28 protein-coding genes and 1 pseudogene are annotated in these 22,052 nt (G+C 59.7%); 14 read left to right on the top strand and 15 right to left on the bottom strand.

Features of this window, described 5'->3' with window-relative positions:
- The first annotated feature begins 125 nt into the window (after positions 1 to 125).
- The 5 genes from ACE10W_RS28780 (at position 126) to rnk (ending at position 2,318) form a co-directional block, all read left to right on the top strand.
- On the top strand, positions 126 to 344 hold the full coding sequence (locus ACE10W_RS28780) for a hypothetical protein (RefSeq protein ID WP_271552110.1): 219 nt from the start codon (positions 126 to 128) through the stop codon (positions 342 to 344).
- A gap of 49 nt (positions 345 to 393) precedes the next feature.
- Positions 394 to 1,023: a hypothetical protein gene (locus ACE10W_RS28775; protein WP_162185843.1), complete on the top strand. Its 630-nt coding sequence runs from the start codon at positions 394 to 396 to the stop codon at positions 1,021 to 1,023.
- A 379-nt stretch (positions 1,024 to 1,402) separates the two neighbouring features.
- Positions 1,403 to 1,669: a hypothetical protein gene (locus ACE10W_RS28770; protein WP_157862135.1), complete on the top strand. Its 267-nt coding sequence runs from the start codon at positions 1,403 to 1,405 to the stop codon at positions 1,667 to 1,669.
- A gap of 24 nt (positions 1,670 to 1,693) precedes the next feature.
- Positions 1,694 to 1,888 carry a hypothetical protein gene (locus tag ACE10W_RS28765; protein WP_129557624.1) on the top strand — a complete coding sequence of 65 codons (195 nt, stop codon included), beginning with the start codon at positions 1,694 to 1,696 and terminating at the stop codon, positions 1,886 to 1,888.
- A 16-nt stretch (positions 1,889 to 1,904) separates the two neighbouring features.
- Positions 1,905 to 2,318 (top strand): nucleoside diphosphate kinase regulator, encoded by a 414-nt coding sequence (gene rnk, locus ACE10W_RS28760; RefSeq protein WP_039185241.1) that lies wholly within the window; start codon positions 1,905 to 1,907, stop codon positions 2,316 to 2,318.
- Between the two features lie 179 nt (positions 2,319 to 2,497).
- Here rnk and ACE10W_RS28755 read toward each other — a convergent pair whose 3' ends face one another.
- A complete protein-coding gene (locus ACE10W_RS28755) occupies positions 2,498 to 2,677 on the bottom strand; it encodes a hypothetical protein (protein WP_028171517.1) in 180 nt (59 codons plus the stop codon).
- Positions 2,678 to 2,719: 42 nt separating this feature from the next.
- Positions 2,720 to 3,319, bottom strand: coding sequence for an RNA ligase family protein (locus ACE10W_RS28750; protein WP_375762217.1), 600 nt, complete (start codon positions 3,317 to 3,319; stop codon positions 2,720 to 2,722).
- Between the two features lie 145 nt (positions 3,320 to 3,464).
- On the opposite strand from ACE10W_RS28750, the gene ACE10W_RS28745 reads away from it, so the two are divergent.
- On the top strand, positions 3,465 to 4,199 hold the full coding sequence (locus ACE10W_RS28745) for a methyltransferase (protein ID WP_271552111.1): 735 nt from the start codon (positions 3,465 to 3,467) through the stop codon (positions 4,197 to 4,199).
- A gap of 210 nt (positions 4,200 to 4,409) precedes the next feature.
- Here the strand turns inward: ACE10W_RS28745 and ACE10W_RS28740 are convergent, their stop codons facing one another.
- Positions 4,410 to 4,793 carry a PRC-barrel domain-containing protein gene (locus ACE10W_RS28740; protein ID WP_074077689.1) on the bottom strand — a complete coding sequence of 128 codons (384 nt, stop codon included), beginning with the start codon at positions 4,791 to 4,793 and terminating at the stop codon, positions 4,410 to 4,412.
- Between the two features lie 339 nt (positions 4,794 to 5,132).
- Here ACE10W_RS28740 and ACE10W_RS28735 point away from each other — a divergent pair, with 339 nt between their 5' ends.
- The 3 genes and pseudogenes from ACE10W_RS28735 (at position 5,133) to ACE10W_RS28725 (ending at position 7,701) form a co-directional block, all read left to right on the top strand.
- Entirely contained in the window at positions 5,133 to 5,567 is a 435-nt protein-coding gene (locus ACE10W_RS28735; protein WP_271552112.1) for a hypothetical protein, read from the top strand.
- Positions 5,568 to 5,766: 199 nt separating this feature from the next.
- A pseudogene (locus ACE10W_RS28730) lies at positions 5,767 to 6,797 on the top strand (IS110 family transposase).
- 517 nt (positions 6,798 to 7,314) lie between these two features.
- Complete coding sequence (locus ACE10W_RS28725; protein WP_129557623.1) at positions 7,315 to 7,701, top strand: cysteine rich repeat-containing protein; 387 nt, start codon at positions 7,315 to 7,317, stop codon at positions 7,699 to 7,701.
- Between the two features lie 192 nt (positions 7,702 to 7,893).
- Here ACE10W_RS28725 and ACE10W_RS28720 read toward each other — a convergent pair whose 3' ends face one another.
- Positions 7,894 to 8,214: a hypothetical protein gene (locus ACE10W_RS28720; protein ID WP_162185842.1), complete on the bottom strand. Its 321-nt coding sequence runs from the start codon at positions 8,212 to 8,214 to the stop codon at positions 7,894 to 7,896.
- A 761-nt stretch (positions 8,215 to 8,975) separates the two neighbouring features.
- Here ACE10W_RS28720 and ACE10W_RS28715 point away from each other — a divergent pair.
- A complete protein-coding gene (locus ACE10W_RS28715; protein ID WP_249793071.1) occupies positions 8,976 to 9,458 on the top strand; it encodes a hypothetical protein in 483 nt (160 codons plus the stop codon).
- Between the two features lie 543 nt (positions 9,459 to 10,001).
- On the opposite strand, the gene ACE10W_RS28710 is transcribed toward ACE10W_RS28715, so the two are convergent.
- From ACE10W_RS28710 to ACE10W_RS28695, 4 genes are all read right to left on the bottom strand, one after another.
- A complete protein-coding gene (locus ACE10W_RS28710) occupies positions 10,002 to 10,181 on the bottom strand; it encodes a hypothetical protein (protein WP_039184683.1) in 180 nt (59 codons plus the stop codon).
- 181 nt (positions 10,182 to 10,362) lie between these two features.
- Positions 10,363 to 10,638 carry a hypothetical protein gene (locus ACE10W_RS28705; protein ID WP_074076875.1) on the bottom strand — a complete coding sequence of 92 codons (276 nt, stop codon included), beginning with the start codon at positions 10,636 to 10,638 and terminating at the stop codon, positions 10,363 to 10,365.
- Positions 10,639 to 10,735: 97 nt separating this feature from the next.
- Positions 10,736 to 11,176, bottom strand: a complete 441-nt coding sequence (locus ACE10W_RS28700) for a nuclear transport factor 2 family protein (RefSeq protein ID WP_028171523.1) — start codon at positions 11,174 to 11,176, stop codon at positions 10,736 to 10,738.
- 792 nt (positions 11,177 to 11,968) lie between these two features.
- Entirely contained in the window at positions 11,969 to 12,271 is a 303-nt protein-coding gene (locus ACE10W_RS28695) for a hypothetical protein (protein ID WP_039184681.1), read from the bottom strand.
- Between the two features lie 723 nt (positions 12,272 to 12,994).
- Between ACE10W_RS28695 and ACE10W_RS28690 the strand changes: the two genes are divergently transcribed.
- Positions 12,995 to 13,222, top strand: a complete 228-nt coding sequence (locus tag ACE10W_RS28690) for a hypothetical protein (RefSeq protein ID WP_039184679.1) — start codon at positions 12,995 to 12,997, stop codon at positions 13,220 to 13,222.
- 102 nt (positions 13,223 to 13,324) lie between these two features.
- Here ACE10W_RS28690 and ACE10W_RS28685 read toward each other — a convergent pair whose 3' ends face one another.
- Positions 13,325 to 13,492, bottom strand: coding sequence for a DUF2934 domain-containing protein (locus ACE10W_RS28685; protein ID WP_074076877.1), 168 nt, complete (start codon positions 13,490 to 13,492; stop codon positions 13,325 to 13,327).
- A gap of 95 nt (positions 13,493 to 13,587) precedes the next feature.
- Complete coding sequence (locus ACE10W_RS28680) at positions 13,588 to 13,749, bottom strand: hypothetical protein (protein WP_231166501.1); 162 nt, start codon at positions 13,747 to 13,749, stop codon at positions 13,588 to 13,590.
- Positions 13,750 to 14,443: 694 nt separating this feature from the next.
- On the opposite strand from ACE10W_RS28680, the gene ACE10W_RS28675 reads away from it, so the two are divergent.
- Complete coding sequence (locus ACE10W_RS28675) at positions 14,444 to 14,698, top strand: hypothetical protein (RefSeq protein ID WP_039184677.1); 255 nt, start codon at positions 14,444 to 14,446, stop codon at positions 14,696 to 14,698.
- Between the two features lie 184 nt (positions 14,699 to 14,882).
- A complete protein-coding gene (locus tag ACE10W_RS28670; protein WP_039184675.1) occupies positions 14,883 to 15,119 on the top strand; it encodes a hypothetical protein in 237 nt (78 codons plus the stop codon).
- Positions 15,120 to 15,257: 138 nt separating this feature from the next.
- Here the strand turns inward: ACE10W_RS28670 and ACE10W_RS28665 are convergent, their stop codons facing one another.
- The 3 genes from ACE10W_RS28665 to ACE10W_RS28655 form a co-directional block, all read right to left on the bottom strand.
- Positions 15,258 to 15,905, bottom strand: coding sequence for a hypothetical protein (locus tag ACE10W_RS28665; RefSeq protein WP_028171528.1), 648 nt, complete (start codon positions 15,903 to 15,905; stop codon positions 15,258 to 15,260).
- A gap of 72 nt (positions 15,906 to 15,977) precedes the next feature.
- Complete coding sequence (locus ACE10W_RS28660) at positions 15,978 to 16,517, bottom strand: AbiV family abortive infection protein (RefSeq protein ID WP_060912326.1); 540 nt, start codon at positions 16,515 to 16,517, stop codon at positions 15,978 to 15,980.
- Between the two features lie 253 nt (positions 16,518 to 16,770).
- Positions 16,771 to 18,147, bottom strand: a complete 1,377-nt coding sequence (locus ACE10W_RS28655; protein ID WP_375762216.1) for a tyrosine-type recombinase/integrase — start codon at positions 18,145 to 18,147, stop codon at positions 16,771 to 16,773.
- A gap of 1,166 nt (positions 18,148 to 19,313) precedes the next feature.
- Here ACE10W_RS28655 and ACE10W_RS28650 point away from each other — a divergent pair.
- Positions 19,314 to 20,246 (top strand): AraC family transcriptional regulator, encoded by a 933-nt coding sequence (locus tag ACE10W_RS28650; protein ID WP_182872271.1) that lies wholly within the window; start codon positions 19,314 to 19,316, stop codon positions 20,244 to 20,246.
- 19 nt (positions 20,247 to 20,265) lie between these two features.
- On the opposite strand, the gene ACE10W_RS28645 is transcribed toward ACE10W_RS28650, so the two are convergent.
- Positions 20,266 to 21,192, bottom strand: coding sequence for a catalase family peroxidase (locus ACE10W_RS28645; protein ID WP_271552114.1), 927 nt, complete (start codon positions 21,190 to 21,192; stop codon positions 20,266 to 20,268).
- A gap of 146 nt (positions 21,193 to 21,338) precedes the next feature.
- Complete coding sequence (locus ACE10W_RS28640; RefSeq protein ID WP_182872269.1) at positions 21,339 to 22,052, bottom strand: phosphoribosyltransferase; 714 nt, start codon at positions 22,050 to 22,052, stop codon at positions 21,339 to 21,341.

Raw genomic sequence — 22,052 nt, 5'->3', positions numbered from 1 at the left:
GGAAAACGCGCGCACCTCGAGTCGAAAAAGGAGGCTTTCGATATACCGAAATTCCGCTTGCTCTGTCGGGCAAAACAGTGGTTCATAAGGCGCTGGCTCTAACTGTCGTGATAGGAACCAGCGCCATGGCGGCTGAAGTCGAGACTTCTTCCGAGCTGTCCAAGATTGCGAAGCTCAATGGAGACTTCAGGAAGAACTACGGCACATTGCTTGGCGCAGTCCTGTATCTAAGATCTATCAATGCAGTCCGTGGGCGTTCTTGGCTGTGGGCCGGCCTGTTTTCTCTCGTCTGCTCGGCCGTGTTAGGATGGCTGGGCAAACACGGCTTTTCATTGCTTTGGTGAGGACGAGCGGATTGCTATTCATGAGGCCGGTCACGCCGTGGCCGCTTGCTTGCTTGGCAAACCGCTCGGCGGAGCGACAATCAATCCTGATCCGACCGGCCAGTACGGCGGATTGGTGTGGGGGCCGCGTCACAGCGTCGCCTTCGGTAGCGATGACGACGGCGATGATGTGCCAGAGTTGTGCGACAATTTGCAGGATTTGATGCCGCAGGAGGGCGAAGATCGCAGCGATGCCGCAGACGTGTACTTGCGCGTGCTTGACCGCTGCATCGAACTGGCTGCGGCATCCGTCGCAGAGCGCATGCTTCTGCCAGGAGAGCCCGTGCCGTCTGTTAGTGACGTTGAGCAAGCGGTCGCGCTCGCGTCATTGGTCTGCAAGTCGGCGGAGGCGGTCGAGCGTTTCCTGGCATTCTGCGAGCAGCAAGCCCACGACCTCTTGCCGCCCCATGGTCCGATCATCATGGCCTTGAGCATTGTGCTGAAAATTCGTCGTACCTTGACGGGAGCGGAGATCGACGACGTGATCGCAACTACGGTCGCGGGTCTACAGTTGGCGGCCGAGCGCCGGCGGCGAGCCGAGTGGCGCAAGGCGGAGCTGGTCGCCGAGCGCTTTCGCGCCGCATGTGATCACGCTGATACCGCAGCCTTGCCACGGTCTGCGCCAGATCGCGTGCGGTAATCGACGACATCAAGGATCGTAAGGCACGGCGGATGTAACCGGCCTGATGATCCTGAAGGGCCCCGACGTGCAACATCGTTGGGGCCATTGCTTTGGGCGCATCCGTGCTGGATGCTAGAACAGGCCGGTGCAACGCCTTCCATGCGTGTGCGCTCTTTGGTCGCGTTACAAGGACAACGGAAGGTCCTATGTTGGCTAGGACATGATCCACGTCCTCGACATCGACCCGCGCGTTGCGCGGCGTTGCTTGCATGCCGGACGGCTCCAAGCAGGAGCTTAGCCGGACGGCAGTTGGTGCCGTCCGGATTTACCCCCTTCCTTCATCAATCAGATTTGGTGTGTGGCTCTCCCGGGAGGGAAGCCAACAAGGAGGCATGTCGTGAACAACCCGCTTTTCCCGAACGTCACTCTTCCGGCGTCTGACCATCGCCGCTTGGAAAGGCTCGCGCACGTGGGAGCAAATCAAGGCCACGTGGACGCACGTTTTCTGTTGAGTGAGATCAACCGTGCGGAAGTCGTCCCTGATCGCGCAGCCAGATTGGATAGCGTCGTCACCATGGGTTCGTGGGTGACGTTCTGGATCAACTGGGGTTTCCCGCGTGAGACGAGGCAACTGGTGTATCCCGAAGACTACACGTCCGAGTGAACCCAAATCCCCGTGATGTCACCGTTGGGCGCAGCATTGGTGGGGCTGAAGGTCGGAAGTGAAATTCCCTTCTTTGCCTTCGGGCGCACCAACGTCGTCAGGATCGAACGCGTCAGTCGAGGTGATCCGAATGATGTTGTCGGGGTTCTGTTTAGCAATCACACGTTCCCGGACAGAACGCTTTTCGATGACGATGATCCGGGACCATCAGCCGCCTAAAGAAGGGAGAGAAGTGATGAGCAAGACTACTTACAAGGACAAGCCTGAAATCGTGTTGCCGCCCGTCACAGTGTTGGAGGATGAGGCCAGGCGTTTAAGCGCTCTGGCCAGTTCGAGCGCGGTACTCTTTCCGCGCGTGGCCCATTTCCTTGCGCGGGAGATAGAGCGTGCAAGCGTGGTGGCGAACAATTCCGAACTGCGAGGGGTGGTCCGCATGGGCTCGCAGGTCCGGTACTGCGATGAGAAGACCGGTGAAGTCCGGGACGTGGTGTTGGTGTATCCGCATGAAGCGGACATAACATTAAAACGCGTCTCGGTTCTTACGCCCGTCGGCGCTGCGTTGATCGGCCTGTCGGTTGGTCAAGCCATCGAGTTTCAAACGCCGGGCCACAACAAGCGCTCCTTGACGGTGCTAGGGGTGTCCAACTGACGGAGGCTTTGATATGCGCGACGTTTCAACCAATCAGGCCGCCTTGACAGCCATCGGTATCACCGTTGTTCTGGCTGTCGTGTTTTCTCTTGCGACCTTCTTCAAGGCTTAAGGGTTCCAAGGGTCACGGTATGATCCTAGGAAGGCCCCGGCGAGTGAAGCACGCCGGGGCCTTTCGCTTAACGCTGATGGCCTAGCCCAAGTCCAAGGCTGAGAGCCTTCTGACGCAACGAGCCCTCGGATCGTTTCATCAGCTTTGAGAGCTTCGCCACCGGGGTGCGGGCCTTGGAATGTGCCTTGAGCTGTTTGACGTCGTCCTTGGTGTACTCTTTGCGCTTGCTCTTAGTCTTTTTTGCCACTTGATCGTCTCCGGCGTGATTTGGGTTCTCGCCTTAAGGTCATCATGCGAATGCGTCAAGCACTCGCTCCATCGCCGGGTGACTACGGTTTCTCACTTCGACCCAATACTTGCTGCGCCCGGCCTGATACGGCCGGTCGCGGCGTTTCGATACTAATCCTTCAAGGCCGATCTTGCAGGCAGCGCGAAACAGTTCAGGCCCAAGCTCGCCCCGCTCAAACGGATTGACGAACACGCCTTCAGGACGCCGCGCCAGCAAGCGCTCCAAATTCGCCTTTCGCATCGACAGCGGAAGCATGCGGAGGTCGTCGCCACTTTCGGCGAGAATATCGAAGGCGCAAAACTGAACCTCATCATCGTGCTTGCGCGAGTGAAGCGCGTTGAAATCTGAGGTACCATCGACGCCCAGCACTACCGCTTCGCCATCGAGCACGAAGTGCTTCTGGCGGACCTTGCGCGCGGCCTCCGTGATCCAAGGATATCGGTCGGCCCAGTTGTAACCGCCGCGCGTGATCAGGCGCACGCGGTCGCCATCGCGCTCCAGACGGAGGCGATAGCCGTCGTACTTCACCTCATGGAGCCAATCGGGGCCGGCCGGGACCGAAATGCCCTTGCTCGGCAGGCAAAACTCAAATGAACGCATGTGGGAAAAATAGGCATTCGATGCCCGATTACGAGATGGAGCTTAAGGCGACCCGGTCAAGCGGCGCCACATTATTGCGGCCTGGGCGGCAGATCAGGAGCGATGTCGCTGCCCGTGCTCTCACCGATAGCCTGCTCCACTGCGGATGCGAGCACTGCAAGGTGTTCAGCCTGGCCGACCTTATGCCTGGCAGGCCTGGGGCCACCTTGAACACAGCGTCCGCACCGGCGAGAACGCCTTTCGGCACCTCAACGGTCAGAGCGTCTGGGAGTATCGTAGCACCCGTTCAGATGAGAACGCGATTTTCAACCGTGCCATGACGGCCAATTCTCGCGGCGCCATCGAGGCTACCATCGCCGCCTACGACTTCAGCCGCTTTCGTCACGTCGCGGACATCGGGGGTGGTCAAGGCCAACTGCTGGCGGGAATTCTCGCCGCAAACAAGAGCCTGCGCGGAACGCTGTTCGATCAGCCGCACGTAGTAGTCAAGGCGGCCGAAGTTCTGAAGCGACATGGTGTCGCCGACAGATGCGAAGTGGTTGATGGCAGTTTCTTTGAAACCATCCCGGAGGGTGCTGACGCCTACGTGATGCGGGCGGTCATCCACGATTGGGATGACGAGGAAGCAATTTCCATTCTGAAGACCTGCCGTCGTGCCATGACGGCTGATGCCAGATTGCTGCTCGTTGAACGTGTCGTGGAGCCGCCGAACGAGGGGCTAATCTCGAAATTCAGTGATCTCAATATGCTCGTCATGCTCGGTGCGCTAGAACGGACCTACGACGAGTATTCCGCGCTGTGTCGAATGGCCGGATTCGAAACGCGCAGCACGACTCGCGCGGGCTCGCACTTCCAGGTTATCGAGGCAGTTCCCACTTAGGCCGACCTGGTGTGGAAGGCTTTGCTTCGCGGCCGCAGGGGGCACGCCCTACGTTGATTGAGGTCTGGTTGTGGCCCATAGCGGACCGCCAAAATCGATGCCGTCAAATCAGCTGCTGGATCCTAAGCGGACATCCAGCTGGCCACAAAAAGACCCACAGTGTTTTCAACACTGCGGGCCTTTTAATGGGTTGGCTGGCTCATGCGCTGCCTAGCGTATTAAGCCACCTCGCGACTCCCAGTAACTAGGTGTCCCGTAGTACTGGTGGGTCCGCGTTTCCCAGTCTCGATCCTGCCACGAGTCATCACTGAACTCAGGCGCGTCCTTCAGCTGTTGTTCGGTGATATTGGTTCGAAAACCACTAAGCGACGTATCGTATGTTAGAGCTCCCCAAGGAATGGGGTAATGGCTGTGGCCCAACCCAACAAATCCGCCAAAGCTCATGACGGCATAGGCCACACGACCTGACACCTTGTCGATAATGAGGTGATCAATCTCACCGATGTTCTTTCCATCTGCTCCATAAACTTCGGTCCCTTGAATGTCTTCGCTTGAGATGCATTGATGATCCGGATGGGCTGTTGCGCGGGCCATGGCTTCGTCTCCCTCACAGGTAGGTTTTTGGCTTAACTTGGCCGCTCCAGGGGGGTTCCTAGCTTCGGAGAACATGTCGCACGTCAATCATCAATCTATCGTCGTCGACATCGATTCAAACAACCTCCAGCTCCGATCCCATGGCGAAAACCTGTATCGAAAGGCGAAGTGGGCAAAAGACGAGGATAATGAGGCCGCCAACTGAGCGGCCTTACTTTAGGTAGGCGATTTTACCCCGGTGAACTCAGCCACTCGCCAATGTTGGCTCTCTCGCGAGTCGGGAACGAAAGGCGCCATCCTTTTGTTCAATCGTCCAGAGAGTTTAAAGGAGAAGGGCTTATGATCGCTAACAGACTTATGATCTTAGGTGCGGTGCTCGCCTTCAGCGCCAACTCCGTTTATGCCGGTCCCTGCACCACGGTGAGCCGCGATGCAGGATCAGGGAATGTCCCGGGCTATACGGGACAAACCACTGGTTCCACAGCAACTGATTCCAGGCAGCAACCGCCGACATCTTCGATGAGCAAAGGCTCGGAGAATACCGCAACGTCGTCGGAAGATGCGCAGCGCCAGATGCAGAGCCAGCCCACCGCTGCCGAACAATCAAAGGCTACCCACCCCGCACCCTCTGCGCAGTCACCGGATCGGACGGCAGGCACCGTCGAGCAGACCCGTCCCGCGCCCACTGAACAATCAAAGAAGGCAACGGCAGGCACGGCCGAGCCCGCACCGTCTCAGAAAAAGGTTACGGCGGCCGACCAGGACTGCGAGTAAGCGCGCGGGTCAATGGCTTCAAGACCCAGGCTGGCGGGAAAGCGAGACAGTCTATGTTGCGGCTAAGGGCGTGCCGATTGTCGACGCTCGCGCACCTAGCCTACGTCGGCTTGTGATGCTGTGGACGGCTCCTCCACGGGCACGAGAGTGCCAAGGAGTGGGCGCCGTTTGAGGCTCCCACGATTCGGAGGAGCAAGCTATGCAGTCAATTTCGACAATCGGTCTGGATATCGCGAAGTCGGTCTTTCAAGTGCATGGCGTTGATACAGCCGGCCAGGTGGTCATACGCCGTCAGTTGAGGCGTCGGCACGTCCTGGCGTTCTTCCAGAAGCTGCCCCATGCCTCGTCGGGATCGAGGCTTGCGCGTCGTCACACTATTGGTCCCGCGAGCTGCAGGCGTTGGGGCATTCGGTGCGATTGATGCCTCCGGCTTATGTGAGACCCTACGTCAAGCGGCAGAAGAACGATGCCACGGACGCGGAAGCGATTTGTGAGGCGGTTACGAGACCCAACATGCGGTTCGTGCCGACCAAGACGGTCGAGCAACAGAGCTGTCTGATGCTTCACCGGGCGCGCCATCTCTTCATTCGCCAGCAGACAGCCGTGATCAACTCGATCCGCGCCTATCTTGCCGAGTTCGGGATCGTCGCCCCTGTCGGACGCAGGGGTGTCGAGCAGCTGCTGGAAGTCGTCGCCGATACAGCCGACCGCCGGCTTCCAGAGGTCGGCCGTGCATGTCTTGCTGCTCTCGGCAGTCAGTTGCGAGCACTGAAGGCTCAGATACTGGAGTTCGACAGACGCATCATCGCCTGGCATCGATCAAATGCGACGAGCAAGCGGCTGGATGCGATCCCCGGCGTCGGGCCGGCGCTGGCCACGGCCCTTGTCGCCAGCATTGCTGACCCAGAAGCCTTCCGATCAGGGAGGGATTTCTCGGCCTGGGTCGGGCTTGTGCCGAAGCAGAACTCGAGCGGGGGTAAGGACAAGCTTGGCAGTATCAGCAAGCAAGGCGATCGCTATTTGCGCAGCCTGTTCACGGCAGGCGCACTCGCCGTGATCCGCTATGCCAAGATCCACGGCACCCAGCATCGGCCCTGGCTCACCGCGCTGTTGGCGCGCCGACCAACCAAGGTCGCCGCAATTGCGCTCGCCAACAAACTCGCGAGGATGGCATGGGCGATGATGGCGAGGAATGAAGGCTACAAGGAACCCGCCGCTCTTGCGGCGTAAACGAAATCACACCGGACAGCCCAGTGTGACGTAACGGTTGGGAGGGCGAACAGCACGTAATGCAGTGCCGGTCGATCCGGCGATCAGGACAACCCACATGGGCCACAGCATCATCGAATGCGTGCTTTTGACCGGGATCTGATCCGCGGAGGGCATTATGGCCAGCGGTCATGGGTACCGCGCGAACAGGCCGAACACATGGCTGCTCCGACCAATGCTGCAAAGTGAAGATTCTCCTTGCCAACCCGGAGCCGTCCACACATGGCCCATCGCGTCAGTTAGTCCGATGCAGCGGCTTGTCTGGAGTTGGGGGCAAAGCTGACCTGCCGGCTGAGCGCCCGGACTTCCCAGTTTGACCCATGGCCTGCTTGCGGAAGACGTCGAGCGGATTGACGCGGCGCTCCGTCCCGCCCAGATAGCCGGCTACGCTGATCCGTCCTCCGGAACGAATCGCCTTGCGGCCGACTTTCGGATATCATCCCCAATCTGCCCTTTTTGTATCCCAGAGGAATCTAAGATGGCAGGAATGCGATCCGGGCTTGTTATATTGACAGCGCTGCTTTGGTCAGGCTCTGCCGCCGTGGCACAGCAAGCGGGCAAGCCCTGCGCCAACGATATCAAGACACTGTGCGCCGGCATTCAGCCCGGCGAAGGCAGGATCAAGTCCTGCATAAAGTCGCATTTGACCGACCTGTCACCAGCCTGCGAGGAACGCTTGCTCACGGTTGCCGTGGCCGGAAAGGTGTGCAAGGCCGACGTTGCGAAGCTGTGCGCCGGTATTGTGCCGGGCACCGGCGGTATCAGGGCCTGCATAAAATTGCACATGGCTGAGTTGAGAGATCCCTGCAAGGATGCGATGTCCCAGACCGCGGCGGGCAGGAAAATCCTAAGAGGGGATCTCTAGAAATCCTTCCGCGAGCGCGCCCCACCAGCGGCGATCAACGGAGCCTTTGCTACAATGGGGACAAATTGCGGCAGGCCTGTATCGAAGAACAGAGCTATCCAAGAAACACGGAAGCTAAAGACAAACGCCTGATTGACAAAATGCGGCCGGAGTAAAATGGTTTGACGTCTGCAACTGGCCCTTAGCCGAAGGTCATTGAGCGCGTGTCACGTCGGTTGTCAGGGGCAAACCGGGCGCCGATCCAACTTGGCGTCCACCGCTGCTTTCGATCCAACTCGGACATCCCACGATGTCTGCTTTTGCGCCGCCTGGGAAACGTGTGGCTTGCGCCGCTAAACCACGCAGCGGCGAGTTGAAGTCGAGTTCCATTACCTCTTTTTCCCGACTGAGGTAGCTCATGCCATGCGTGTTCGCCGACCCCGGCGTGCAGGAATTCATCCGCAGCGCCTGCATGACAAAGCTAGCCGAGATCTCGCGATCCTCGACATCAATTTGCAGGGGATCAACGTGCATCCAGTTGCCGAGGTAGTAAAGAGCCGAGGGCTGCCTCTCTTCTTCTTGAGTGGTTACGGCAGCGCAGGCGTGCCCGACGGATTTGAAGGAATGCCTGTCCTCATCAAACCCTGTTCGCTGGATGCGCTGAAGCGCATAATTGATGCTGTCCTACCGAATGGAGAGCCCGAAAAACCGCAAGATAAGCCGTGATCTGTTGTTTTGAAAATTGAACAGGGATGCAAACGTCGCGCCCGGTTGGGGCAATGAGAGTAGCCGATTGTTTCAATAGTATCCCGTCGGCGCTGTTCCGCGAAGGAACACTGATCGCGTTGCACAGGGCGACGGTTGGCCTACAAAGTTAATCTAGGGCACCATACATTTGTTAGGGCCAGCGATGAATCGAGGGGCGGAGAATGTCGGCGGCGCCCAGCCTTGAGCCGGTGCGTCGTGGCGGTCCCGGCGTCTCGCCTCCAGCCCCGAAGGCGCTTGGGGCCGCTCACAAGGCATTTCAGTGCCGCCAGCCGTCCTTGTCGACCTCCACCCGAAAGCCTTCGGCATCCGCGGCACTTTACCTTCGTCGGTAACGCTGCAGGCCGGGCAGGGCGCGCCAGCGCCGCCACAGGTGCATGCGCGCGGGTCGTCCCAGGGACGGTCCTGATGGTTCTCGCAAACCCAGCCGCGATCGTCACAGTTGGCGCACGTCGTGGCCATTGCACCGGCGGCCAGGGGCTTTTCCTCGTTGGACATCAGGCCGACCCCGCCAGGGCAGCGCTAGCTGCATGTCGAAGCGCTTTGTGGCGTTAGCGGCGATGAAGGCTTGTAGCGCAGACGAGATCTCGGCGCCGGAGTCGGCTGCGATGGGACGGCTGGACGTCGGACTGAGGGCTCTCCGCTTGGCGGGCCGGACCACCAGATCGGCGGGGAAGCTGTCACATTACTTTGACAGACAGGTGCCGGTTTGGCAGGTGCTGGGATTTCAGAGCCCAGACCGGAATACGCGGCGAACTCTGCCGAGCGAATATACTCCGATTGTGCAGCGTTCAGCATCCTCTCAATTTCGGGAGTTAGGTGTGTTTAATGCTGAAATGACTGCGCTGCTCAGGGCGGTGCTCGAGGAAGTTTGCGAAAATATTCCTGTAAGCGAGACGGGCGCCAGAGCGTACGTTGCCTCGAAGCTGCTCGATGCTGCGGCACATGGACAGCTCTCAACCGACGCGTTGAAAGCGGCGGGTCTCAAGGCCTTGAACCCACCAACGATGTAACGGTGATGTGCCGCACGGCCTTCAGCGAAAGTTCGAATCGCCAGGCTCATGCCCGCCGGTTACGCTGGCGGGCCCAATTGGCGTACAATTTTGGATTGTGCGACCAAGTTGCAGGTGCTATTTTTCCCCGGCCATGTGGAGCGAGATACTAGTTCGTATCGCCATTATCTGTTTAGGGCTCACGCCTGTGGTGGCGCTAGCAGTGCTGACGTTCTGGAAGTAAGGCCGCCTCAGGTGGTGGTCGGTTTCAAGCTGGCGGGCCTACTCTTGGGCGCGATAGCCCTGGACGGCGAGTAGCTCTCTGATCCGCGCCACCTTCTTTTTGGCGCTGCTCGGTCCCTCTATGGTCTTCCGGATGTCCTCGACCAGACCCTCTAATCTCAGTCGATGCGCGCGGTCAGCTTCGCGGCGGCTGGCATCTGCAATCTCATCGAGAGCAACCATACGGCGAGTATTGCCGATTTTTCCCGATGCGTCAAAGCGCCGTTGGTGGGCCCTGACCCTGATCTGCCTCCTCGAAAGGCCGCCCCCAGCCCGCCTTCATCAGGTCCTCTTCACGCTTTCCGCGATTGCGCGTTCAACTTCTGCGGCGAGAACCGTCAGGTGATCAGCCAGCTTCGTAAAAAGCTCTCGTTTCTTCGGGTCGGTCGCCAAGTCACGGATGAGGGCGCACTCGGCGGCATCTGTGCGGAGCTTTTCCAATTGAGCCTGCATGTCTTTCATTGCAGCTATTCCGTTCCCTGAGGGGAACTGTACTGCCAAGGTTTGAAAGCGAACAGAGCTGAATGCCGAATTTTCCTAGGCTCGGGTCGCTGGATCGACGCAGTCCAGCACCTCCAGCGGCCCCGGCCTTCCACACCTCAAAAGCCCCCCACGGCCGGGGCCGTCTTTCAAGTGGCATCAATTAGCCCAAGCCACCGACAGGCGCTTTGGCGTTCCAGTCGAAGTCCGGCCGAACGTCGGCACCGCGAGACCCACAGCCCTGGCAGACAAATCGCGGCTCGAGATCCGATAGCCTTACCTTGTCAAGCCAATGGTCGGCATCCAGAGCAACGTGATGGCCGCAATGGCAGTAGACCAGGACGCCACCGAAGCCCATTTCGCGCATCTCGCCGAAGGTGATCTTGACGGGGCGGCCGTGAACGTGTGCAGGCGTGTGGCGTCGAACAGGACGAGGCATGCCGAGATCAAAGTGCCGTCGTGAGCACCTTGCAAATTATCGATTCCTAGCGGCTCGGGAAGCGCGCGAGCTACTGCCGGTCGTGGGTACGACCAACTCAATTGAAGGTATGAAACCTCAGCTTTAACGAACCATCCGCTTGGCGTTCGAAGACGTGCATGGCAAGTCCACTGAAGGGAGCCGGTTTGCCCTCCTTGTCCTTGCCCGTGGCGCTCCACTTAGCTGTGCCGACGACGACCTTGTCGTCTCCGCCCGCGTCGATAACCTCCAGCTTGTGGCCGGTCACACCATTCGCGAAAAACCCGGCAAAGAACTTTTCGATCTCCGCCGGGCCTGACGCGACTTCGTGCGTCGGCGGCAGCACCTTGGCGGTTGGGACATAGTTGGCAGCGACGGCCTTCGCGTCCTGTTTGTTGAATGCAGCATCAAAGGTGACGTAGGCTTTCTCGACGTCGGCCTTGGCGTCAGCGGCGAGCGTTATCGCCGGAGCGGCGATGAGCAGACAAAAGGCTAATGCTGATGCTTGAATAATGCGCATGGAAACCTCCCATCTTGGGTTTGGCGCATACAATATCGAGGGATGCACCCTCAATTTCTGACTCCTCGGCTGGGTGCTTCCGGCGCCGAGGGGATTGTCGATCAGTGGCGTATGAATAATTGGTCATGTCAGGAAGCTCTCAAACGGCCAGCCGGACACCTTAAGGCTGACGGAGATTTCACCTACAGAGCGCGACCGCGCTCCCAACTTCCAGCTCAGCGAACTTAAGGCGAAACGTAAGTAACCCAAAAGCCTAAATAGGATTACAGTGGTTATACGGGCCGTTGGTGCTGGATCATCTCTCAGACACCGGGTTTCGAATTTGGAACATGTGAAATCTCGCTGCCTTCGATTGAAGCCTACGTCGCGCTAGCTTCCCGATAGGCTCTTTCCGATGAGTAAGCGCGGCGGCGTGAACATGCTCTCCGCAGGGAGGCGCAGGGCTACTTCTTCAACAGTATTCCCACTGTTCGCGCCATTCGCCTCACTGATCCGGCGTGTCGGCCCAGCTCGGCAGCTATCTTCGATGCGCCAACTCCCTGCCGGGCGAGCCTGACTAATCGTCGAACTTCCTGCTCGGCCCATTGCTTTGGCTTCGGTGTTTTCATGGTGTGGCGCTCAACCTGCCGCCACTTAACCAGTGCGCCTGGTTACCAGCACTTGGGAAAATTACGGGTGGTACCTGCCCGCGATCACCATCCGACGCCTTCACGCCTACGAAATCGAGGGTTGCCCTTGGCCCACCCAAAGTGGATGGTCCGCCCGCCATGTCGCTGTTTGCTAACCATCAGGTCATTCATTGCCTTGAGCCTGAACAGGCGGCTTCTGCGGGCCCTGCACGCTCTGGCTCAGCAACGCCAGCGCAGTCTTCAGCTCGTCAGTGATGGACGCGAGGTCATTAATGTCCTCGAAGGCTTGGGCGACGCGCTCATTCGGTGATTTCTCGAACGGTTCGAAGGCATCAGAGATGCGCGTTCCTGCTCCAAGGGCGGTGGAAGCGACCATTAGCCCGAACACTAGGGCTGCGGTCCCGACGATGCCAATTTTGCGGATGTGAGCAATCGGCGGTGTCTGCACGAGGCGGTCATTGCTCATTGTCTCTACCTCACGGCGTACAGTCCGCGCATCATGCCGATCGTTGCGAGCAAACGGTAGATGGGGCGTCTACGATTAGGAGGTAACTCAAGCAGACGCGCGTTCTTGTCGAGTTGCCGTGGCGCAGATCGTGGGCGCCGCGCAAGTAGGCGTTCCATATTGCTCGTGCGAGATGCAGCGGACAACTTCCGCAGATCGTCGCGCCCCTCGGCGAGGATGTCGAAGTGCACTTATGGATTGGGAGTGCCCACGTCTGCGGACGGTGGCGCTATCGGCGGGGTAGCTGCGGACGGGGTAACGTCAACCACTTGGTGACGGTCGCGGCCATCTCGTCCCGCCGAGCTTTCCTGAGGAGAGCTTCCCGTTCTTGGCCCGGCGGCAGGCTCATCGCTCTTTTTCTGGATTGGCTGGCATCCATGGCGAGACGTTCTTCAAGGGTGGTCGCGTGCTTCAGCCTAAGGCGCGTCATGCTGAACCCTCGCTTTTAGGCAAGCCAACTGTTAGCGGGGCAAGAAGGTTCCAATCACGGAACGACAGGCGGCGCACGTGCAATGAGCCGAAGTGAAGCAAAAGCGAAAGTTATTCGTAGCAAGCGCGGCATCGATTGCTGGTTTCTCGTTCCGAACAACCTAAAAATAGTTTCTTGATATAATGATGATGACACTGACGCGAAAACGGAAAATAAGGTGGAAAAAACGCGGAAAAAATCACGGGAGGATCAGAGTGGAAACCGTACAGCGCTTGCGCGCGATGGCGTTGCTGTGCCGACAGAGCGCCGCGCATCATCCTGACAGAAGCTGGAAGCTGCTCGCGGAGGCGGAGTTCTGGGAGCACATGGCAAGCGCCGCTCTGCTGGAGCATTTCAAAGAGTGCGCGGCCAGCTCGAATGACGTGATGCAACCACAACGAACTGCCAACTCGAATGACGCACACCGGATTGCGGCCGCCTAACTGGCTGGCCTCTTCCCCGCAGGTATGTTGGTCAGCAAACGCCGCACAAGCTCTGATGCTGCCGGTCGCCCGGCCTTGGTCAGACATTAAGGGACGCGGAATTTAAATGTCGGCACCTTTGTTTGGATCACCACGCTCTTGCTCTTCTGCGTCCCGCAATTCCCTCTGCGCTTGCTGCCAGAACTCGTTCTCGCGTCCTTCAGGTTTGCCCGCCTGCTCCCACAATTCGAACGCGCGCTTCCGTATCTGCTCTTCCGTTGGGTGAGCCATGATGAATTCTCCCAAGGTGTGCCCCCAACCCTTTGAACAAGGTGCACCACGATCTTAAGCGTATCCGCATCGCGCGAGTAGTTATCCCCGGCTCACTACATGCCAAGCTCACGGATTGCCTGCGCGGAAATCTCCGCCGGGTCTCGCACGCCAGTTTGCGCGATCTCGACGATCTTCTTCGCGATCATCTCGGCCATAGGATCGCTGCGGTCTTTGATGCCGATGGTACGCAGCGCTTTGTCGAAAGCCGTCGTCATACGGTTAACCTCCTCCGGCCCCATCGGGAGGTTTTGAAGTAACCGATAAATGGGCATTAGCTCAGCCCCCTGAGTGTCAGCGCCAGCACATTGGAACGGTTTCCGACCGAGGGAAAGCATACCACTAAGGGGATCGCGCAGCATGGTTAGCTTGAACCGGCCAAATTGGGCAAGCATACGCAGACTGGGACGGTTCCTTCGTGTCACATCGTTCAGAACTAATCTTCTCCGTACATCTATGCTGCAAACCGGAGGCTGACCTTCGTATTGGACATTACTAAGAGCTGGAAATTGGCGCTACTTAACGTTGAGAACGTTATCCGCGACAAGTGTGTGCGCGGCAATAGAATTCGATCTGTGAGGGCACAACGTTGAGCCAACGCGCGGTGGAAGATCCGATCACGAATTGCAAGAGATGGCGCAGATGCTGGCGAGCCTATGCGAAGCCGCGCAACGGCTCCCCGAGGGACCAGAGCGACAGAATGCATTGAAGGAGATCGACGGATTTCAGAGGCGGCTGGCCGCGTTAGTTGCGCGCCCTCTAGGCTGAGGTTCCTGTCGGGGCGCCCGGTGCGGGCACGCCGTGTTGCGTTGCTGTCATGGCGCCAACTCTACGACAACGACGATCGCCCAACGGCCCGGCACACTCCGGGCCGTTTCTATTCCGGCCGTAGCTACAAGTGAACGACTGGTGATGTCCCTTCAATTCCACCGTGCCGTCGAGGACATGGAAATATGGAGCGCAAGCAACGACGACTTTTCGTTCGTCATCACATATGAGAGCCCCGCCGGTCCCGGATTTCACGGACGCCCCGGCTATGTGGCGTCATGGCGCCCGCTTTATCAGAGCCGAGGCGCGATCAAGATCGGCGGCTCTCCATTCAAGACGTTCGCGGAAGCCGAGGTGGCCTGCAACGCCATGCTGAAACATCTGACCAAGCCAGACTGAGTGTGAAGACAAAGAGCCTCTTGCTATGCGCCCGACGCCAACGGTGCGGTCGCAGTTGCGTCTGTGTCCTAATTCCCACACTTGCGACCAAAAGCGCATCCGTTTGTCGTCTTTCGAACAGACGGCCCAAATCCACTCCGCTCCAACTTCACTATTGGAAGTAGTCATCGGTTGGGGAGGCGAAATGGAACGTTCCCTGTTAATTGAGATGAAGCGCGACAGATATGTCGAGCGGTGCAAGCAACGGGCCTTCGATCATCTCGACCGAGGTGATCTTAAGAACGCGGTCGCCTCGTTTGTCGGCAATATGAACGCGCGTCCCGATTGCGAATTGCCACAGCACTTGGCAACGCTTGGCGCTTCGCTGCTGACGGCGAACGATGCGCTCGGCTGGAGGACGCTCATTGAAGAATTGAGGTGATCGTCCGATGATCAACACGCGGGATCGGAAATGAAGGAGCGCGACAAGGCGTCTCCTCCATCCAGGTTCTTGGTTCGCCAGGGGTCCAAGGGCTGGATGGTTTATGATCGGCAACGTGCCTGTGACGCGGCGCACGTATCAGGGCGTTTGTTTGAATGCCTCGAAAGAAACCCGCGCCTGTGCCAAGGCTTTCGTCATGCGAGCGCGGTGCTCTTCGGTGAAATGAATATTTGGACGGACTTGGGTCGTCGTGAGAAATTCGAAGAAGTTTAGCGCAATCGGCATGATGTTCAGCATGTATTTGAGTTCAATCCCCCAACCAGTCGGATGGAAGTGGGCGAACTGACGTCGCAGGTTGTCGTTCAGTCGTTGAAGGTTCCGATAATCCTCCGCCGACAGCTCGGGCACGGGCCCTTCCATCAGTTCAGGTTTTCCGATCCGCTCAAGTAAAACATTGTAATCGGCCATTATCGTTCGTGGTCGATCCGAGGTAGGGTTGTCCAGCCACACCCGATTCTGTCGTCTAGATTTATCGGTGAGCGCGCCACAACCGTCTGTGCCGCTGAGTGCGATCACCATCGCACCCTGTACGGCGTTTTGCATGGCAGTGATAACCCACTTCCACTGCGACGGCCGTCTCTGAAGGTCGATAGATTGTGAGGCAACCAGCTCGATGGCGGCTACCGCATCTTCATACTCGTCGAAGTGGATGAACTCGTTTCCTTCTGACGCGTCATCCAGCAACCAATCGTCGCCGCCGCCGCAATCGCTTTCATCTTCACTCATCGGTCGTTCCCCATTCGCGCGTCGAAAAACATCGACCGGACATGGCACCGCAGAGCGAGAGCGACATCACAGTCAGGTTTCATAGATCGCTCGCCCTGTGTTCATGATGAGCGGGTCTTCCACGGCCTCGATTGCGCGACGCGCAATCGTGAAGATCGCGCCAACATCAGCTTCAGTGAACTGATCGGCGTGCAGTGTTGCATCCGTCAGCCAGTCGTCGCGATAAAGGCCAATCTGCTTGGCCTTGTCGAGGGCACCGACGTGAACATTAGACATGAACTGTCCTTCGCGGCTCAGCCTGAAGGCCTCAGCGACGCGATGGACAAGCTCTTCATTATCGACTTCGGCGCTAAACTCTCGGACCGCGACTGAAGCAAGCAGCAGTGAACTGACGGCAGCCTGCTTTCGGATGTGCGCGCTACGCCGAGCAACGGGCTTTGAGAGCGGCGCAGCGCTCCCCCAAATATCGAGGATCACCTTTCCGATTTCTTCGACGCCCAGCACGGCAAGCGCAAAGGCGCTGGCAAAGCGGGTGTGGTCGAACAACAGTTTTGAATCCTGCAAGAGCCGCGCAGCATTTGCGATGACCGCAGTGCGTTCATTTGGGTCCATGCTGCAATATCGCAGCACACCGGGCAGCCCCGCCACGCGAACCCAATCAGTCCGGGGTCTTTTCCACCGCCCGGTTTTCCACCGGGCTCCATCATGCTCCACAGAAATTCATGCGTAGCGCCTTTGCTGATAAGCCAGCCGGATCGCGACACAAATACGAAACACCATTCCCATCGCATTGATTTCTATACGGTTCTTGTCCGAACACACTCCCTGCGCAGGGAAAAGCGGCCCGCGGGAGCTGTGACCTGGCTCAGAATCGGTCGGCATATGCAATCAGGCGGCGAGCCGTGGCCCCTTCCTGCGCCAGGGCCTTAGCGACAGGCCCGGCGACGATCCGCCTCAGTTCGGCCGCGACGCCGTCCAGCACCGCGCGTTTCTCCTTCATCCGCTTGGAGTGGTTGTAGACCTTGCCGGTAACGGTCGGCACGATCTGTTCTGATTTTTTGCTGGCGACGTGGTCGAGGCACTTCGCGATCGAAGCATCGTCGAAGCCGAGGTCGCCGGCTAATGTCGCTGCCGTCCGGCGCAAGTCGTGCGGCGTGAATGGCTTGAGGCCCAATAGCTCGCAGAGCCCAGGCGTTTTGATCTTGTCCTTGTTCTTCTCAAGCTTGGTGCCGCGCAGCGCGTCGGCCATCGCCTTGCGGTGAACCGGCTGGCCCTTGTACATGGGGCTCTCGAACACAAACTGCTGATCATCCGAGGCCAGCGCTTCCTTAATGATCTCGACTGCCAGATCGGACAACGGCTGCTGGATCACCCGCCGCTTCTTGACCCGCTTGAGGGGGACGTCGAAGCGCGGATGCTCGCCGTCGAGGTCAAACAGCTCATCCCGATGTGCACCGAGCAATTCACGTGAGCGCAGCATGGTGACCAATTCGAACTTGAGCGCGAGCCGAGTTCGGCGGTCATAGGGAAGGTCGTTGCGGTCGAGGCCATGCCAGAAGATCCTGATCTCGTCCGCGGAGAGGACGCGGGTGCGGGGATCCTCCGGGTCGAGCTTCGGCAGGTTAACACAGGGGCTGGCGGTCACGTAGTCGCGCCCGGCTTCGGCCGCCCAGTTGAACAGGCCAGAGGCCGCCTTGCGCATGTGGCGCGCGTTGCTGACCGATGGCTTGCCGAACTTACCCGCGACGATATCGTTCGACAGCGTCGCGATGTCGTGCTTGGTGACCTCCATGGCCAGCTTCTTGCCGAGGCGGGGGCGGATGAGGCGGTTGAGGTGGCTTGCCGTGTTCTCCCAGCTCTCCAGCCGCGGGCGCATCTCGCCGTCCGGCTTTTTGACCGGCACCTTCATCCACTTGATGCGCTCGTCGATGATCTCGGTGACGGTCTTGCCGCGTTTCACGTTCATAGCCTTCTGGTCGCGGAAGGTCTCGGCCACGGCCTCGCCCCCCATGGCCTTGAGGCCATAGACCTTGCTGCGGGCGTCCTCGACCGTGAAGGTCTCAGGATTGTAGATGCCGAGCCATCCGGTGCGCTGCTTGCCGGTCTGCCGGTCGGTGAACTTGAAAGAAAAGGTCGCGACGCCCGCCGCGGTGATGCTGACGTAAAGGCCAGGGCACTTGCGGTCGTAGAACTTGGTCCTTTGGGCGACCCGCTTCTCGCACAGGCGATCGGTGAGGATCACGCTGCTATTACGGCCCCGCTTGCCGGCGGGGGAGGGGACAATGCTACTATTCATGTGGTTTCGGCTCCTAAGGCTTGAGACCAAAGGGCTCGGCTTCTTGGACTTTCAGTTTGTCGTGCGGACGCTGAAAGGCTTAGGGCCGGGCCCTTATTTTGGTGAAGCCCGTTGAAACAGCTTGCATCAGGCTATTCGAAAAGCGCTTCTTTTAAAGAGATTTCTTAGTTTCGGCGTGTTTCACCGAATGCCAAAATATAGACGTGTGGTCCTGGCCGTCGTTGCTACGGTCAAGCTCTTGCGGATGCGGCAGTCGCGTCAACCGGCGCGATGTCGGCGACTTTCGCGAGTGTGAGGGAGGCCAGAACGAACTCGGCTCCCGGGAGAGCACGGCATAAGCCGTCCAACCACTGCGCAGGGAAGGCCGAGTGATTGGCTACACCTGTATGCTGCTGTGCGGTTTCTCTGCGTGTGCTTTTCGCGCAGCAGACCGCGGGTGCCGTCGGGCACCCGGCCTTCCCTGCGCCCTCTCGATTGAGAGGGTGGAGCGATCAAGCAAAGCTCGGGCGAAATCCGCCGCGAGGATGCGAAGGCGTGTCTGCGACCACACGCTCGCTGTCCTCGCCCGCGAAGGCGGGCGATCCAGTATTCCAGAAGCGGTTGTGATGGAGCCGAGAAGCTGCGGCGTACTGGATTCCCCGCCTTCGCGGGAGTATCATCTGGAGAACCAGCCCATACCTCATCCTCCGTCATTGCGAGCGCAGCGAAGCAATCCAGAATCCCTCCGCGGAAAGACTCTGGATTGCTTCGCTGCGCTCGCAATGACGACCGGCAAGTCTGATACTGCCGCTGACCAAGGGCAAATACGACAACGTCCAGGAGTTCAGGTTCGGCGGCGGAACCTCGTTCCAGCGCTGCGACACCCGCACGGGACGTCGCGGCATTTTGTCGTGCATTTGTGAAAACGCGTGATCAGCTTCCGGATGGAGAGGGAACGTCAAAACCGCATTGAAGTTGCTGCCAAATCGTCCTGTTGCGCCGATGTGAAAGTGTCGGGCGAGAGCTGTTCGCCTCGTGCGCGCGTGGACAGCCTGCGGCGGATGTCCGATAATACCTTCCGCAAATTGCGGGGCGCTGTGGCCTGCACTTGGACCCGCGGAAGGACTGACCCGATGACACAGGCAGGCGCTTACGGACAGAGGCTAGGGCAGTTCCTGCGTTTGAAGGATGCGCCGCCCTCGCTGGTTACGCGCTCGCTGCGTAGCGCCGAGCTCGCGGTGACCGAAACCCGGAATGACAACCCGGTGCCCGGCCTGTCCGGATCGCTCGCCGCCGAAGATGCCTTTCTCGTCAGCCTGAAGCTTCACGACTACCCGGATTGCGAGCTCTGGGAGCGCGGCAAATGCATCATGACCGCGGACGTCCATGCGGGTACGACCTATTTGTACGACCTCAAGTGCGATCCGCGCTACGTGATCGACAAGCCGTTCCATTCCCTGTTCTTCTACATTCCACGTTCGGCGCTCGACAGCATCGCCGAACAGTGCAACGCGCCGCGGGTTGACGAGCTCGACTGTCAGATCGGCGTTGGCCATGACGACCGAATCGTCCGCCACATCGGCGCGTCGCTGCAGGAGGGCCTGCGCCGGCCGGACGAGGCCAATCAGCTTTTCATCGATCACATGATGCTCGGGCTGACCGCCCATGTCGCCCAGACCTATGGCGGGTTCCAGCGCACGCCCGGGCTCGCGCGCGGCGGTCTCGCGCCGTGGCAGGCGAAACGCGCCTGCGAGAGGCTCGAATCGGATCTCGGCGGCAAGCTCTCGTTGCAGAGGATCGCGGCCGAGCTCGACCTTTCGGTCAGCCATTTCTCCCGCGCGTTTCGAATCTCGGTCGGTGTGCCGCCGCACCAATGGCTGCTTCAGCAGCGCGTGAAGGCCGCCAAGCAGTTGATGAGCGTTCGCGACCTGCCGCTGTCGGAGATCGCGATCTCGGCCGGGTTTGCCAACCAGAGTCACTTCACGCGCGTGTTCTCCTCGATCGTCGGCGTCAGCCCGGCAGCATGGCGCCGCGAGATGCTCGGTGCATCGAACGGCGAGACGTGAATCCGGACGCCTTCCGTCCTCAGCGGCGCTTCGCGAGCGAGATCATGTAGGCGGCGCGCCGCGCTGCAAAGATCTCGTCCGGCGGGTGACCGATGCCCTCGGCGAGATTGGCCGGATTGAAGATGGTGACGTCGCAGGCCTGATCCGGCTCGAAGCCCGTGATCACGATCGTGCCCAGGCGCACCTCGTCGCGTTGATCCTCGTCGGGCCAGCGTATGGTGACATCCATGGTGGGGTCGCCGGGGCGGTCGAGCAGCGCCATGACGTTGAAGCGGACATTGCCCGCAGCGATCCGCGTGCCGAGGTCGTCGTGCAGGAAGTCGGCCGGCTTCGTCCTGGCTTCGTCCTCGCTCAGCGTGATCTCGCCGCGGGCCGGGACGACCTTGAACTTGATGAAGCGGGTCTCGCCTTGTTCGTTTGTTGCCGGAAAGGCATGGACGCCCCAATAGGTCGTGCCGGCAAAGCTTCCGGGCAACGCACGCGCGGCGATGTAATTCGCCTGGTTCAGCGTCTCGGGATTGGCCGCCGAGAACGCTTTCACTTTCGCCATGTCCGGCTTGCCATCGGGTCCCGGGATACGCGCCTTGAGAAAGGCCAGCATCTGGTCCAGCGTTCGTGCAAAATGCACCGGCGCGCTCTCCACCAGAATATCCGAGCGATGATCGTCGTCGCCAAGCTTGAAGCTGAAGCCACGCAGCACCAGATTGTTGGTATCCGCGACGTTGGGATTGCCGCCGCCGACCGAGAAGCGCGCCAGCACGCGCGATGGCCTTGTGAAGCTCTGCGACCGCGTAATCTCCTCCGCGCGGTCCGACGGGGTGTAGGTACCTCGAACGCACCAGCCCTTGGCGAAGCTGGCGCGGACCTTCGGTGGATTGCCCGCGACGGCCTTCAGGGCCTCGACGATGGAGGCGGGCGTTGCGGCATCGTTCGGGCTCTCGGCCATGGCGGATCTCTCGCGTGTGCGAGCCAGATTCTAGCCGCGATACGGACCCGCGATCTTTCCCAAAGCGGTCGGGTTTTGCCCAATCCTGCTCAAGACAGGTGCCTCGGGCCGGCCAACATAGCCGATGCTCGCAATCGCCTGACCCATCAGGGAATGTTGGGTTGCGTCTCCGCGAGCGGTATCCAGCCGCCGTCGCCACGTTGGAAGAGCGGGCACCCGAAGACTGCGCGAACCGGAAGGGCCGTGGTCGAGGCATGCCAGCGATTGGTTTGCTTCATCGCAACGACCATGCCGGCAATTTCGACGCCGATCGTCTGCAAAAGCCGCACCGCCGCGAGCGCAGTCGCGCCGGTCGAGATCGCATCGTCGACCAGCACCACCCGGCGGCTTTCGAGCAGGGGCAGCAGGTTCGGATCCAGCCGCAGCCTTTTGCCGGCGTCGGGGCTGGTGATCGAACTGACGGGCTCGGACAACGCGTCGTCGTACCAGAATTTGCGCGAATAGCCGAGCGGGACATAGCGCGGCTGTCCGAGCCGTTCTGCGACCTGCGATGCGAAGGCAAGACCAAGGGTCGGGAGCCCGACGATGATCTCGGCATCGAGCGCGCGCGCCTGCGTCGCCATATGGTCGGCCAGCGCGGCGACGACGAGGTGTGAGGCCTGATTGGCGATCAGCGATGCGACGGCGCGGTCGCCATCGGGCAGTTGGCGCAGCGGCAGAACCAGGACACGGCCGCAGGGGAGTGTCGCGGGATAGCCCAAGCGATAAGGTGGCATAGCCGGGAAACGCAAGGGAACCTCCGGCGTCAGCTCCTGCCAGTAGCCGGTCGTCGCCTCGGTATAAGTCTCGCTTGCGCTCAT

Source organism: Bradyrhizobium sp. B025 (assembly GCF_042257955.1).
Taxonomy (GTDB): Bacteria; Pseudomonadota; Alphaproteobacteria; order Rhizobiales; family Xanthobacteraceae; genus Bradyrhizobium; species Bradyrhizobium diazoefficiens.
The sequence above is the reverse complement of the archived record's forward strand: the minus strand, read 5'-3'. Positions and strand labels throughout refer to the sequence as shown.

What these genes read in the sequence shown, in the direction of transcription:
- ACE10W_RS28695 (WP_039184681.1), bottom strand. Translation starts at nt 12,271, where the DNA reads ATGAGCAATGACCGCCTCGTGCAGACACCGCCGATTGCTCACATCCGC.
- ACE10W_RS28705 (WP_074076875.1), bottom strand. Translation starts at nt 10,638, where the DNA reads ATGCCTCGTCCTGTTCGACGCCACACGCCTGCACACGTTCACGGCCGC.
- ACE10W_RS28750 (WP_375762217.1), bottom strand. Translation starts at nt 3,319, where the DNA reads ATGCGTTCATTTGAGTTTTGCCTGCCGAGCAAGGGCATTTCGGTCCCG.
- ACE10W_RS28715 (WP_249793071.1), top strand. Translation starts at nt 8,976, where the DNA reads ATGTCGAAGCGCTTTGTGGCGTTAGCGGCGATGAAGGCTTGTAGCGCA.
- ACE10W_RS28735 (WP_271552112.1), top strand. Translation starts at nt 5,133, where the DNA reads ATGATCGCTAACAGACTTATGATCTTAGGTGCGGTGCTCGCCTTCAGC.
- ACE10W_RS28710 (WP_039184683.1), bottom strand. Translation starts at nt 10,181, where the DNA reads ATGAAAGACATGCAGGCTCAATTGGAAAAGCTCCGCACAGATGCCGCC.
- ACE10W_RS28670 (WP_039184675.1), top strand. Translation starts at nt 14,883, where the DNA reads ATGGAACGTTCCCTGTTAATTGAGATGAAGCGCGACAGATATGTCGAG.
- ACE10W_RS28660 (WP_060912326.1), bottom strand. Translation starts at nt 16,517, where the DNA reads ATGGACCCAAATGAACGCACTGCGGTCATCGCAAATGCTGCGCGGCTC.
- ACE10W_RS28740 (WP_074077689.1), bottom strand. Translation starts at nt 4,793, where the DNA reads ATGGCCCGCGCAACAGCCCATCCGGATCATCAATGCATCTCAAGCGAA.
- ACE10W_RS28745 (WP_271552111.1), top strand. Translation starts at nt 3,465, where the DNA reads ATGCGAGCACTGCAAGGTGTTCAGCCTGGCCGACCTTATGCCTGGCAG.
- rnk (WP_039185241.1), top strand. Translation starts at nt 1,905, where the DNA reads ATGAGCAAGACTACTTACAAGGACAAGCCTGAAATCGTGTTGCCGCCC.
- ACE10W_RS28680 (WP_231166501.1), bottom strand. Translation starts at nt 13,749, where the DNA reads ATGACGACGGCTTTCGACAAAGCGCTGCGTACCATCGGCATCAAAGAC.
- ACE10W_RS28700 (WP_028171523.1), bottom strand. Translation starts at nt 11,176, where the DNA reads ATGCGCATTATTCAAGCATCAGCATTAGCCTTTTGTCTGCTCATCGCC.
- ACE10W_RS28720 (WP_162185842.1), bottom strand. Translation starts at nt 8,214, where the DNA reads ATGCACGTTGATCCCCTGCAAATTGATGTCGAGGATCGCGAGATCTCG.
- ACE10W_RS28675 (WP_039184677.1), top strand. Translation starts at nt 14,444, where the DNA reads ATGTCCCTTCAATTCCACCGTGCCGTCGAGGACATGGAAATATGGAGC.
- ACE10W_RS28650 (WP_182872271.1), top strand. Translation starts at nt 19,314, where the DNA reads ATGACACAGGCAGGCGCTTACGGACAGAGGCTAGGGCAGTTCCTGCGT.
- ACE10W_RS28780 (WP_271552110.1), top strand. Translation starts at nt 126, where the DNA reads ATGGCGGCTGAAGTCGAGACTTCTTCCGAGCTGTCCAAGATTGCGAAG.
- ACE10W_RS28640 (WP_182872269.1), bottom strand. Translation starts at nt 22,052, where the DNA reads ATGAGCGCAAGCGAGACTTATACCGAGGCGACGACCGGCTACTGGCAG.
- ACE10W_RS28725 (WP_129557623.1), top strand. Translation starts at nt 7,315, where the DNA reads ATGGCAGGAATGCGATCCGGGCTTGTTATATTGACAGCGCTGCTTTGG.
- ACE10W_RS28665 (WP_028171528.1), bottom strand. Translation starts at nt 15,905, where the DNA reads ATGAGTGAAGATGAAAGCGATTGCGGCGGCGGCGACGATTGGTTGCTG.
- ACE10W_RS28685 (WP_074076877.1), bottom strand. Translation starts at nt 13,492, where the DNA reads ATGGCTCACCCAACGGAAGAGCAGATACGGAAGCGCGCGTTCGAATTG.
- ACE10W_RS28645 (WP_271552114.1), bottom strand. Translation starts at nt 21,192, where the DNA reads ATGGCCGAGAGCCCGAACGATGCCGCAACGCCCGCCTCCATCGTCGAG.